This window comes from Halorussus rarus (assembly GCF_003369835.1).
Classification (GTDB): Archaea; Halobacteriota; Halobacteria; order Halobacteriales; family Haladaptataceae; genus Halorussus; species Halorussus rarus.
This window is the reverse complement of sequence record NZ_QPMJ01000001.1, coordinates 176,017-188,307: the sequence shown is the minus strand read 5'-3', so window position 1 is coordinate 188,307 and position 12,291 is coordinate 176,017. Positions and strand designations below refer to the sequence as shown.

The 12,291-nt window shown below is 68.9% G+C and carries 10 protein-coding genes; 3 read left to right on the top strand and 7 right to left on the bottom strand.

The features are described from left to right. Position 1: 1 nt before the first annotated feature. The 4 genes from DVR07_RS00985 to DVR07_RS00970 all read right to left on the bottom strand — a co-directional run bounded on the left by DVR07_RS00985 (position 2) and on the right by DVR07_RS00970 (position 6,337). Positions 2 to 1,963, bottom strand: coding sequence for a 3-hydroxyacyl-CoA dehydrogenase/enoyl-CoA hydratase family protein (locus tag DVR07_RS00985; protein ID WP_115794923.1), 1,962 nt, complete (start codon positions 1,961 to 1,963; stop codon positions 2 to 4). A 143-nt stretch (positions 1,964 to 2,106) separates the two neighbouring features. Further along, positions 2,107 to 3,774, bottom strand: a complete 1,668-nt coding sequence (locus tag DVR07_RS00980; RefSeq protein ID WP_193569996.1) for a long-chain fatty acid--CoA ligase — start codon at positions 3,772 to 3,774, stop codon at positions 2,107 to 2,109. 18 nt (positions 3,775 to 3,792) lie between these two features. After that, complete coding sequence (locus DVR07_RS00975) at positions 3,793 to 4,956, bottom strand: branched-chain amino acid ABC transporter permease (RefSeq protein ID WP_115794921.1); 1,164 nt, start codon at positions 4,954 to 4,956, stop codon at positions 3,793 to 3,795. Positions 4,957 to 4,987: 31 nt separating this feature from the next. Next, entirely contained in the window at positions 4,988 to 6,337 is a 1,350-nt protein-coding gene (locus tag DVR07_RS00970; protein ID WP_115796264.1) for an ABC transporter substrate-binding protein, read from the bottom strand. A 217-nt stretch (positions 6,338 to 6,554) separates the two neighbouring features. Here DVR07_RS00970 and DVR07_RS00965 point away from each other — a divergent pair, with 217 nt between their 5' ends. Genes DVR07_RS00965 through DVR07_RS00955 form a run of 3 tightly spaced genes read left to right on the top strand, consistent with a single transcriptional unit; the run spans position 6,555 to position 9,123 of the window. Beyond that, positions 6,555 to 7,469, top strand: a complete 915-nt coding sequence (locus DVR07_RS00965) for a branched-chain amino acid ABC transporter permease (protein ID WP_115794920.1) — start codon at positions 6,555 to 6,557, stop codon at positions 7,467 to 7,469. After that, entirely contained in the window at positions 7,466 to 8,407 is a 942-nt protein-coding gene (locus tag DVR07_RS00960) for an ABC transporter ATP-binding protein (RefSeq protein ID WP_115796263.1), read from the top strand. Before DVR07_RS00965 ends, DVR07_RS00960 begins: the two co-directional genes overlap by 4 nt. Next, entirely contained in the window at positions 8,407 to 9,123 is a 717-nt protein-coding gene (locus DVR07_RS00955) for an ABC transporter ATP-binding protein (protein ID WP_115794919.1), read from the top strand. Before DVR07_RS00960 ends, DVR07_RS00955 begins: the two co-directional genes overlap by 1 nt. Before the next feature lie 54 nt (positions 9,124 to 9,177). On the opposite strand, the gene DVR07_RS00950 is transcribed toward DVR07_RS00955, so the two are convergent. The 3 genes from DVR07_RS00950 to DVR07_RS00940 all read right to left on the bottom strand — a co-directional run bounded on the left by DVR07_RS00950 (position 9,178) and on the right by DVR07_RS00940 (position 12,208). Beyond that, on the bottom strand, positions 9,178 to 9,483 hold the full coding sequence (locus tag DVR07_RS00950; protein ID WP_115794918.1) for a hypothetical protein: 306 nt from the start codon (positions 9,481 to 9,483) through the stop codon (positions 9,178 to 9,180). A gap of 124 nt (positions 9,484 to 9,607) precedes the next feature. Next, a complete protein-coding gene (locus DVR07_RS00945) occupies positions 9,608 to 11,275 on the bottom strand; it encodes an acyl-CoA synthetase (RefSeq protein WP_115794917.1) in 1,668 nt (555 codons plus the stop codon). Positions 11,276 to 11,383: 108 nt separating this feature from the next. Further along, positions 11,384 to 12,208 carry a sugar phosphate isomerase/epimerase family protein gene (locus DVR07_RS00940; RefSeq protein WP_115794916.1) on the bottom strand — a complete coding sequence of 275 codons (825 nt, stop codon included), beginning with the start codon at positions 12,206 to 12,208 and terminating at the stop codon, positions 11,384 to 11,386. Positions 12,209 to 12,291: the final 83 nt, after the last annotated feature.

Below are 12,291 nucleotides of genomic sequence, written 5' to 3'. Positions count from 1 at the left end.
ATTACTCACCGCGGAACTCCGGCTCGCGGTCGTCGCGGAACGCCGCGGTCCCCTCGCGGACGTCCTCCGTGCCCATGAGCAGGCCGAACCCCTGGCTCTCGAGGGCGAGCGCGGCGTCGAGGCTGGCGTCGGCGCCCTCGTTCAGCACCTTCTTGGCGACCTTGAGCCCGATGGGCGGGCCCTCCAGCACGTCGTCGACGAACTCGGCGACGGTGTCCTCGAACTCCGAGGCGGGGACGGCGCGGTTGATCAGCCCCCACTCCTCGGCCCGCTCGGCGTCGATGCGGTTGCCCCGAAAGACGAGTTCCTTCGCGCGGGTCTCGCCGAGCAGGCGGAGCAGGCGCTGGGTGCCGCCGCCGCCGGGGATGAGCCCCAGGCCGATCTCGGGCGAGCCGAACTCGCTCCCCTCGGTCGCGATGCGGAGGTCGCAGGCGAGCGCAAGCTCCAGCCCCGCACCCAGACAGTAGCCGTCGACCTTCGCGACGACCGGACGCTCGAAGTCGTTGACCGTCTCGAACGCGGGCGTGACGTCCATCGCGTCGGTGGGGTCGACGTCGGCGAATCCGCCGATGTCGGCGCCGGCGCTGAACGCCCGATCGCCCGCGCCCTCGAAGGTGACGCACCGGACCTCGTCGACGTCGGCCGACGACAGCAGGTCGTCGATTTCGTCCAGCAAATCGGTCGACAGCGCGTTCATGCGCTCGGGCCGGTCGAGTTCGATTTCGAGGAGCCCGTCGTCCGACAGTTCGTAGTTCAGCAACCGGTAGTCGCCGGGGCCGTCGCCCGCGCCGCCGTACTCGTGGAAGCCAGCGCCCGCCTCCTCGCCGGTCCGGCCCGACTCGACGAGTTCGACCAGGTAGTCGTCGGGCGCGAACCGGTCCTCGCCGGTCTCCTCGCGGAGGGTCCGGAGTTTGTCGAGGACGGTGTCGAGCCCGATTTTGTCCGCGCGCCGGCAGATGCCCTCCGGGAAGCCCAGCCCGAGCTTGACCCCGGTGTCGACCTCCTCGGGGGTCGCCACGTCGTCGCCGACGAGTCGGGCGGCCTCGTTGATCATCCGGGCCTCGACGCGCAGCGTGTCGAAGCCCTCGCCGTCGCCCGGTTCGTAGTTCACGCCCTCACCGTCCTCGTAGTCGTAGAACCCCTTGCCGGTCTTCCGGCCGAGCTCGTCGTTCTCGACCTTCTCCTCGGTGATGGGTGGAATCGGCCGACCGGCCTCCTTCCGGACGTGGTAGCCCACGTCGATGCCGGTCAGGTCGGCGAGCTCGAAGGGCCCCATCGGGTACCCGCGCTGGTGGACCATCGCGGCGTCGACCTCCCGGACGGTGGCTTCGCCGTTCGAGACCATCCACGCGGACTCGTCGGTGAACGGCCCGAGCACCGTGTTGACCACGAACCCGTTGACGTCCTTCCGGACGTAGATAGGGGTCTTGCCCAGCGACTCCACGAACTCGTAGGCGGTCTCGGCGGTGTCGTCGTCGGTCTCCTCGCCGTAGATGACCTCCACGAGGTCCATCTTCACCGGCGGGTTGAAGAAGTGCATCCCGACCACGTCCTCGGGCCGCGAGGTCGCGGTCGCCATCTCGGTGATGCTCAGGCTGGAGGTGTTCGACGCCAGAATCGCATCGTCGGGCGCGAACTCGTCGAGGTCGCCGAAGATGTCCTTCTTGAGGTCCATCTGCTCGGGGGCCGCCTCGACGACGAGGTCGGCGTCCGACACCGCCGCCTCGAGGTCGGTCGCGGTGTCGATGCGCCCGAGGATCTCCTCGACCGGCTCGTCGAGGCGGTCCTTCTCGGCCAGTTTCTCGAGGCTCCACTCGATGTCGTCGTAGCCGTCTTCGACGAGGTCCTCCTCGATGTCGCGCATCGTGACGTCGTAGCCCGCCATCGCGGCGACCTCGGTGATGCCGTGGCCCATGTTGCCCGCGCCGAGCACCGTCACTCGTCGGATGTCAGGACGTGTCATACGCTACGCCGTTTCGCGACATGCCGCCTTAACTCCACCGGGAGCGAGTTATCTCTGTAAAATAGTTGCGGTCGTATCGGAAACATCGGTGTCTTTCGTCGTCGAAATCCAGCCGTTGTTAACTTCCTCCGGTGAGCGCCGGATTACTCTCCGGGTGTGAACCGGAGATCGGGGTCGGCGAACCGGTCGCGCAGCACCTTCTTGTCGAACTTGCCGGTCGCGGTCCGGGGGACCTCCTCGACGAAGGCGACGTCGTCCGGAAGCCACCAGTCCGGGAACTCCCCGTCGAGGAAGGCCAGCAGGTCCTCGGCCGAGAGGTCGGCGCCCTCCCGGACCACCGCGCAGGCCAGGGGTCGCTCGCGCCACCGCTCGTGGGGCACCGCGATGACCGCCGCCTCGACCACGTCCTCGTGGGCCATCAGCGCGTTCTCGAGTTCGATGGTCGATATCCACTCGCCGCCGCTCTTGACAACGTCCTTCGCGCGGTCCACGACCTCGATGTAGCCGTCCTCGTCGATGCTGGCGATGTCACCGGTCTTGAGCCAGTCCCCCTCGAACTCCTCCTGGTTTGCTTCGGGCCGGTTGTAGTACTCGGTGACGACCGTGGGACCGCGGACGTACAGTTCGCCGACCGCTTCCCCGTCTTCTCGCGGGCCCTGCCCGCTCGAATGGTCCGCGGAGCTTCGCTCCGCGCTATCCCAGGGGAGTTCCTCGCCGTCATCGTCCACGATTTTCATCTCCAGGCCGGGCGAGAGCAGCCCCTGCTTGGCGCGCTTGGCGAACCGGGCCTCGCGGTCCCAGTCGGCCATCCCCGCCTTCGGACGAGAGACGCTGCCGATGCTCATCGTCTCGGTCATCCCCCAGGCGTGGTCGATGGTCACGCCGTGCTCGTCCTCGTACCGGCGCATCACGCCCTCCGGCGCGGCGCTCCCGCCCACGACGATGCGCTCGAGCGAGGAGATATCGGCGTCGTGGTCCTCGAGGTAGTCCAGCACGTCTATCCAGACCGTCGGCACCCCGGCGGTGAGGGTGACGCCCTCCGACTCGACGAGGTCGACGAGGTCGGCCGCGTCCGGGCTCGGCCCCGGATACACCTGCTTGGCCCCGACCATCGTGGCTGCGTACGGGAACTCCCAGGAGTTGACGTGGAACATCGGGACGACCGGCAGCACCACGTCGGACTCCTCGATGCCGATGGCCGCCGGGGTCGTCACCATCAGGGAGTGGGCGTATATCATCTCCTGGGTGTACTCGACGCCCTTCGGCTTCCCCGTGGTTCCGGAGGTGTAGCACATGCCGGCGGGCTGGTCGCCCGCGAGATCGGGCCAGTCGAAGTCGGCCGAGCCGTCGGCGATCAGGTCCTCGAAGGCGTGGGCCGGGAGGTCCGTGTCGTCGGGAAGGTCGTCCGCCGTCCCCATCACGACCACCGTCTCGACGGTCTCGAACCGGTCCCAGAGGCGCTCGACCGTCTCGAAGGGGTCGCCGGGGTCGACCAGCAGCACGTCGTCGCCGGCGTCGTTCACGATGTACTCGACGTGGTCGTCGCTCAACTGGACGTTGATGGTGTGTAACTGCGCGCCCATCAGCGGCGCGGCGTAGTACGCCTCGAAGTGGCGGTGGTGGTTCCAGCCGAAGGTTCCCACCCGGTCGCCCGACTCGACGCCGAGGTGGGCCAGGCCGGAAGCCAGCGACCGGACCCGGTCGTCGACGTCGGCGTAGGCGTAGCGGTGGACGCCGTCGCGGGTCCGGGCGACGACCTCGGTGCCGGGAAACAGGTTGGCGGCCCGCCACAGGAACGGGCGGATAGTCATCTCCGTCGCCACGGCGGGTCACCCCTGCTCCCGGTCGCCCCGGCCCTCGGCGGGCGCGGCGTCGCCCGACGAGAGTTCGCCGCGCGCCCGCTCCCACAGGCTCCGGATGCCGCCGGTGACGCCGTTCTCGAAGAACATCACGACCGACAGCAGGATGACGCCGAACACGAGCTGCCACCGGGCCGCCAGCGCCGGGTACTGGTCGATGGTGAACCGGATGTACTCGTAGACGAACGACCCCACCGTCGGGCCGAGGAACGAGTACGGCCCGCCGATGACGGTCACGAGCACGGGCGTGGCCGAGAACGTCCAGTGGCCGATGCCCGGGACGACGCTGCTCTGGAGGGGCGCCCACATCGTGCCGACCAGCCCGGTGAACGCCGCGCTGACCACGAACGTCGCCCACGAGTGGCGCGTCACGTCGATGCCCAGCGACCGGGCGCGCTCGGGGTTCTCCCGGATGGCCAGGCAGACCCGGCCGAACGGCGACCGGACGACCCGCCAGAGCGCGTACATCGAGCCGACGAACGCCGACAGGACGACGAAGTAGAACGCGAGGTAGTCGGAGATGTTCATGAACGTGAACGCCCACCCGAACAGGTCGACCTCGCCCATCGCCTGGTAGGAGACGATGAGCCCGTCGTCGCCGTTGGTGACCAGCAGCTCGGTGGCGGTCTCGCCGAGGCCGAGGAGGTCGGCGAGCTGGCCGGTGATGTCCTGGAGCAGCATCACGAACACCGCCATGCTGAACGACAGCGTGATCATCGCGAAGTAGATCTCCTCGAGCTGGACGCTGAGGTAGCCGATGGGCACCGCGAGCAGCGTCGCGAACCCGACGCCCACCAGGACGGCGAGCGCGAACGTCGCAAGGACGCTGGCGCCGCCGAACAGCTCCTCGAGGCCCAGCAGGGGGCCGACGACGTTGAACACCTTGGCGGTCGCGTAGGCGGCGACCGCGAGGAACATCGCGTGGCCGAACGACAGCAGGCCGGTGTAGCCGTACAGCAGGTTGAACGCGGTGCCGAAGATGGCGACTAGCAGCACCGTGATGAGCAGCGACGTCTCGACCGGCCCGAGGTACAGCGGCGCACCCGCGAGCAGGGCGAGGACGACGACGCCGGCGACGACGACAGCCAGGTCGCCGTCCCGGACGCGCTCGCGTACCGTGTCTGTGTAGCTCATGTGAAGGTAGGAACTGGAGAGCCGCCCCGGCTCAGACGCCCGGCGGCAGGTTGGTGTCGGCCTGGCTCAGCATGTCGCTGAGCGTCGAGCGGTCGACGCTGATCGACTCCGAGGGCTGGAGTCCGACCCCGTCGTACGGGACGTCGTCCTGGCTGCTGGTGGTCCCGATGATGGTCGGGGCCTGGGCCTGGTGGGAGTTCGCGTCGATGCTGATCGGCCCGCGCGGGTCGTCCTGGTACTGCATCCCCTCGAGCTGGGAGATGACGTCGTCGGGGTTGGTGCTGCCGGCGTTCTCCATCGCGCGCTTGTACATCCAGAGCGCCGACCACGCGCTCGGCCCGGTGAACGATGGGACGCCGATGGTGTCGGTGTTCTGGTACTCCTGGTTCCAGGCGTCCAGGAAGCTGTTGTTGTTTTCGTTGTCGTACGTCGAGTGCCAGTACCACGACGAGTAGCTGACCCCCTCGGGCATGGTGTTTCCGAGCGCCTGGAACACCGTCGGGTCGGCGCCGAGCGTGTCGAACACGTCGGTGGCCTGCTCGAACAGCCCCTGCTGGGTCGCCTGCTGGACGAAGGTGACCGCGTCGCCGGCCCAGAACGAGGTGAACACCAGTTCGGGGTTCGCGTTCGATACCGTGTTTATCTGCGGGGTCATGTTGCTGGCGCCCACCTCGGGAAACTGGCTGGCGACGTACTCGTAGTCGGCGCCCATCGCGTTCGAGAACGCCTTGAAGTACTCCCAGCACTGCTGGCCGTAGGCGTAGTCCGGTCCGAGGTTGGCGACCCGGGTCACGTCCAGATTCTCGTTGGCGTACCGTGCCATCGCGTACGTGTTGATGGCGGTGTTCGCGTTGGTCCGGAAGTGGACCCGGGTCCCCTGGGCGTTGTCGCCGTACGTGTCCTCGTCGTGCTCGGTGATGAACGGCGTCCCGATGTCGGTCAGCGTGAGCGGGACGCCCAACTGGGCGACCGTGGGCGCGGTCGACAGCGTCACGCCCGAGGAGGTCAGCCCGATCATCGCGGCCACGTTCTGGCGCTGGACCAGGTCCCGGAAGTGCTGGTTGGCGGTCGCGGCGCTGTTCTCGTGGTCCCGGACGACGAGTTCGACGTCCCGGTCGAGGATGCCGCCCGCCTCGTTGATGCGTTTGACCGTGAGCTCGGCGGCCGCGACCGAGGCCGCCCCCAGCGCCTGGCCCAGCCCCGACAGCAGGTACACCGCCCCGATCCGGATCGGGTTGTCCTGTGCGGTGACGGTCCCCACCGGCCCCACCAGCCCGGTCGCGCCGGCCGCGCCGGCGGTCCCGAGGAAGGCGCGTCGATTCCACCCCGTCGATTCGGCTTCCCCGTCCCCGTTTTCGTGGGGACTGTTATCGGATGTCATGAAACCCACGAATCCTTGATGATAGAATCGAACATATACCTTCGCCTGAGTACGGGGTGTCACCGGTCTCGATTCTATCACTAATTTTTGCTACTTTTATTCCCGTCCAGGATTACATCCACATTTCCTGATTTTATAGAAATTGTTCCGGCGTTTTCCTGCGATTCTCCGGTGAAATCGGCGAAACGTTTAATCGTTTTCTCGATGAGTCGTGCGTATGGTTGACATCGGCCTGGTCGCCGATCAGGTGATAACGGGCCTCAGCATCGGCGCCCAGCTGTTCCTCGTCGCCATCGGCCTGAGCCTCATCTTCGGCGTGCTCGACGTGCTCAACTTCGCACACGGCGCGCTGTACATGATCGGGGCCTACGTGGCCGTGACGATGGTCAACGGCCTCACCGTGTTCGGCGTGAGCTTCCCGCGGCTCGGTTTCTGGCCGGGCGTGATCGCGGCCCTGGTCGTCGTCGGCGTCCTCGGGGCGCTCATCGAGATGGGCTTCATCCGGCGGCTGTACGGCCGTCAGGAGGAGGTGCTAGACCAGTTGCTCCTGACGTTCGCGTTCGTGCTGATACTCACCGACCTCACGCGCATCACCTTCGGGACCGGCCAGTTCGTCATCTCGCCGCCGGCCGGGCTCCAGGGCACCGTCCGGTTCACCGACTCGCTGGCGGCGCCGACCTACCGGGCGTTCCTCGTGGTGATGTCGCTGGTCGTGCTCGGGGCGCTGTTCGCGGTACTCCGGTTCACCAACATCGGTCGGCTGGTCCGGGCGACCGCGAGCGACCGCGACATGGCCCGACTGCTGGGCATCGACGTCTCGCGGCTCTACACCGGCGTGTTCTTCGTCGGCGCCCTCCTCGCCGGCCTCGGCGGCGCGCTCGCCGCGCCGGTCGGGGCGGTCAGCCCGGCGATGGGCAACCAGGTCATCATCAACGCGTTCGTCGTGGTCGTCATCGGCGGGCTCGGCTCGTTCACGGGCGCGTTCGTCGGCGCGTACGTCATCGGCCTGCTCATCGCGGTCGGCAGCATCGTCATCTCCGGGGCGGGCCAGCTGCTGCCGTTCCTGGCGATGATCGCCGTGCTCGTGCTCAAGCCCCAGGGGCTGTTCGGCGGCGAGGAGGGAGCGACGTGACGACCGTCCTGCGGACCGACGGCCTGACCCGGCGGTTCGGCGCGCTGGTCGCGGTCGACGACGTGAGCGTCGCGATAGACGACGCCGACATCACCAGCATCATCGGCCCGAACGGCGCGGGCAAGACCACCTTCTACAACCTGCTGGCGGGCCAACTGGAGCCCTCGGCGGGGCGAGTCGCCATCCGGCCCCGCCGCGAGGGGGAGGCCGTCGGCGACGGCGGGACCGCGACGGACGGCGGCAGCTCGACCGGCGGCGACGCCGCCACCGACGGCGGCACCGCGGCGGGCGGCGGGAGCGACGACGAGACGGGACCCTCGGCCGGGCCCGACGACGCGGGAGCCCCGACCGGTTCCGAGGAAACCGGGGACGACGGACTGGTCGACGTGACCGGGATGGAGCCCTACGAGATAAACCGGCTCGGCCTCGCCCGGGCCTTCCAGATAAACAACGTGTTCGAGCGGCTGACCGTGCTGGAGAACGTCCGCATCGCGCGCATCAGCCGGGAGGGCCGGACGCTCGACTTCACGTCGGTCGCGGCCACCGACGACGACCTCAACGCCGAGGCCCGGCGCGTGCTCGAACTGACGAACCTGACGGGGGTGGCCGAGACGAAGTGCGCGAACCTCTCGCACGGCGACGTCAGGAAGGTCGAGATCGCGCTGGCGCTGGGAACCGACCCGTCGGTCGTGCTGCTCGACGAACCGACCGCCGGGATGAACGCGACAGAGACCCGGCGGATGGTCGACCTCATCGGCGATCTCGACGAGCGCACCGACACGACGTTCCTCATCACCGAGCACGACATGGAGGTGGTGCTGGGCATCTCCGACCGCATCCTGGTGTTCGACGGCGGACGGCTCATCGCCGACGGCACCCCCGACGAGGTGATGGCCGACGAGCGCGTCCGGGAGGCCTACCTGGGAGGTGAGGAGTGATGGCGCTGCTGGAGATGGCCGACGTGAACGTCTACTACGGCAACAGCCACGTCGTCTTCGACCTCTCGCTCGAGGTCGAGGAGAACGAGGTGGTGGTGCTGCTCGGCCGGAACGGCGCGGGCAAGACCACCACGCTCCGGAGCATCGTCGGCACCGTCCCCCGCCGCGAGGGGATCATCCGATACCGGGACACCGACATCGTGACGACCCCGGTCAACCGCATCAGCCGGATGGGTATCAAGCTCGTCCCCGAGGACCGCCGCATCTTCCCGACGCTGACCGTCGAGGAGAACCTCCGGGTCGCGGCCGAGACCGCCGAGGACCCCCGGGACGTCGAGGAGATGTACGACGTGTTCCCGACGCTCGACGACCTCCGGGACAGCCGCGGTCGGGACCTCTCGGGCGGCGAGCAGCAGATGCTGTCGGTCGGGCGGGCCCTGGTCCAGAACCCCGACCTGCTGCTGTTGGACGAGCCGACCGAGGGGCTCGCGCCGGTCATCGTCGACGATCTCCGCCGGGTGTTCGCGGACATCGTCGAGCGGGACGTCACCGTCCTGCTGACCGAGCAGAACGTCCAGTTCGCGCTCGACCTGGCCGAGCGGGCCTACATCATCGAGAAGGGGTCGAACGTCTGGGAGGGCAGCGTCCCGGAGCTCCGCGAGCGCGAGGACCTGCTCGAGGAGTACCTCTCGGTGTCGGTCGCCGAGTCGGACTGACCGGTCGCGTAGAAATTCCTCGGGGACGAGGAGCGTCGTCCCCGCTCGGTGCGATTACATCAGCGCGTCGGCGGCCCACGCGATGATGCCGAGCGCGATGAGCGCGATGCCGACGGTCGAGGTGAACGGCTCCGGGAAGAAGAACAGGACGACCCCGGCGACGAGGAGCAGGCCGATGAGCCCCTCGTCCCACCAGCTACCGTCGTCGTCCTCGTCGTCGTACGCCGAATCGTACTCGTCGTCATCGGCGTACCCATCGTCGTAGACGTCGTCCCTGTACTCGTCGCGTCCGGCGGTCTCGTCGTCGTACGCGTCGGTTCCGTACTCTGCGTCGTCGTTGTATGAGCGGTCGTCGGACACGTCCGTTCGAAGGGCCGCGACGTCGTTAGGACTTGGGGCAGAAGCGTTACAAGGCACGCGTCCGCCGGCGAGAGCCGTACGGGACCAGTCGTCGCCCTCCGGCGGTTCGCCGCCGGCCGCCGGCCTACTCGGAGGACTCGCGGTCGCGGAGCTTCCGGCGCTGTATCTTCCCGGTCGTGGTCTGGGGGAGTTCGTCGAGGAACGCGACCTCCCGGGGGTACTCGTGCTTCGCCAGTCGGTCCCGGACCAGGTTCCGGATCTCCTCGCGGAGCGCGTCGTCGCCGGCGACGCCGGGAACCGGCTGGACGAACGCCTTGATTATCTCGCCGCGCCGCTCGTCGGGGACGCCGACGACGCCCACCTGCTCGACGTCCGGGTGTTCGAGGATCGCGCTCTCGACCTCGCCGGGCCCGACGCGGTAGCCCGCGGTGATGATGACGTCGTCGTCACGGGCCTTGAACCAGAAGTAGCCGTCGTCGTCGCGGTACCCGAGGTCGCCGGTCAGGTGCCACTCGGACCCGTCTGGGCCGGTGACGCTCGCGGCCGCGGTCTTCTCGGGCTGGTTCCAGTACTCGCGGAAGACGACCGGGTCGTCGCCGCGCCGGACGGCGATCATCCCGACCTCCCCCTGCGGGCGGCGCTCGCCGGTCTCGGCGTCGAGGACGGCCACGTCGTGGCCGGGGACGGGCTTGCCCATGCTGCCCGCCCGCGCCGGGAACCAGTCCCGGCAGTTGGCCACCAGCAGGTTGGCCTCGGTCTGGCCGTAGAGCTCGTTGACCGCGACGCCCGACAGCGCCTCGTCGGCCCAGTCGAGTATCTCGGGCGTCAACGGCTCGCCGCCCGAGCAGACCGCCTTCAGGTCGAGGTCGTACCGCTCGGCCGGGTCCGCGACGTCCATCATCATCCGGATGGCGGTCGGCGGGAGGAAGGCGTCGGTGACGTCGAACTCCGCCAGGAGGTCGTAGGCGGTCCCGGCGTCGAACCCGCCCATCGGGTAGCCGACCACCGGGCGGCCGTGGTGCCACGCCGGGAAGACGAGGTCGCCGAGCGCGCCGATCCAGGCCCAGTCGGCGGGCGTCCAGAACACCGACTCGTCGACGTCCCGCTCGAAGTACATGTAGAACGCCGGGCAGTGGCCCAGCCAGACGCCGTGGCCGTGGAGCACGCCCTTCGGCGGGCCGGTGCTCCCGCTGGTGTACATCACGATTGCCGGCGTGGCGGCGTCGGTGTCGGCGACCCCGAATCCGGCCGCCCGATCCACTTCCTCGCGGAGGGCCGCGAACGGTTCGACGTCTGCCGGTGTCCCGTCGGGGTCGACCGCGACGACGTGAGCGAGGTCGGGGCAGTCCCCGCGGACCGCCTGTACGGTATCGAGCACCGAATCGTCGGCGACGACCGCGGTCGCGCCCGAGTCGTCGAGCCGGTAGCGGAGCGCGTCCTCGCCGAACAGCACCGACAGCGGCAGCGACACCGCGCCGAGCTTCCAGCACGCGAGGTGCGTGATGGGGTTGGCGGGCTTCTGGGGCACGACCACCGCCACGCGGTCGCCGCGCCCGACCCCGCGGTCGGCCAGCCCGCGGGCGACAGTGTCCGACAGGTCGTCTAAGTCGCCGAAGGTGTAGGTCTCCCGCGACCCGTCGGGATACGCCTGGTACAGCGCGGGCCGGTCGGGGTCCTCGTGCTTGCCGACCAGGTCGCGGGCGGCGTTGTAGTCGTCGGGTATCTCGTCCCACGAGAACTCCTCGCGGGCCCGCTCGTAGGTGTCGGCGTCGAGCGTGATGCGCCAGGACATGGTGCTCCTCGGAAGTAGCACCCTCGTACGACGGGGACGACATAAAACGTGCTGGTCGGTGGCATCCGTCACGGTCGTGATCGGAACCGACGCGACCGACGCCCGCCGTCAGGCGCCGCCCAGCAGTTCCTCGACGTGGCGCTTCCCGAGCGCGATGGTGTCGTAGTCCTCGGTACCGATTTCGAGGGTCGCGGTGCCCGACCAGCCCTCGTCGGCCAGCGCCGCCAGCACCGTCGCGAAGTCGATGCGCCCCATCCCGACGGGCAGGTGCTCGTCGTCGCCGCCCCGGGTGTCGACGAGGTGGAGGTGACCGATGCGGTCGGCGTGCGCCCGGCAGAACTCGGCCATCTCGGCCTCGTCCGTCCCGGCGAGCAGCGCGTGGCTCGTGTCGAACGTCATCAACGCGTCCGGATAGCGTTCCAGCAGTTCGTCGAACGTCGTCACGTCGTAGTAGCTCGAGACGACGTTCTCCACGCAGGGCGCCAGGCCGCGGTCGCGGGCGGCCGGGATCAGGTCGTCCAGGCCGGCGTGCACGAACTCGCGGCACTCCGCCTCGGTCCACCCCAGGTCCCAGGCGTCCGAGGAGGGGTGGAACACCACCGTCTCGGCGCCGAGGTCGACGGCGAGGTCCATCCCCGCGGTGAGTTCGGCGACCGCACCCTCCCGCACGGGCGAGAAGGGCGAGCCGGGGTCGACCGCGAAGGGCAGGTGGACCACGACGCCCATCTCGGCCCCCTCCAGGGTCGCCCGCATCGAGTCGGCCCGGTCGGCGATGCGCTCGCGGGCGTAGGGGCCGTCGAGCAGCACCTCGACGAAATCGAACCCCTCGCTCGCGGCCCACGAGACGGCCTGCTCGAACGCCATGTCGAGGCCGACGGTGAATCCGAGGTCGAGGGCAGGCGCGCTGTCGGCCGGTTCGTCGCTGTCGGACATGGACACGGACTCACGTCACCCTGTGGCATAGAAATTCCGGAGTCGTTGCGGGCGCGGTCTCTGCGTCGGGACGCGACTCCGCC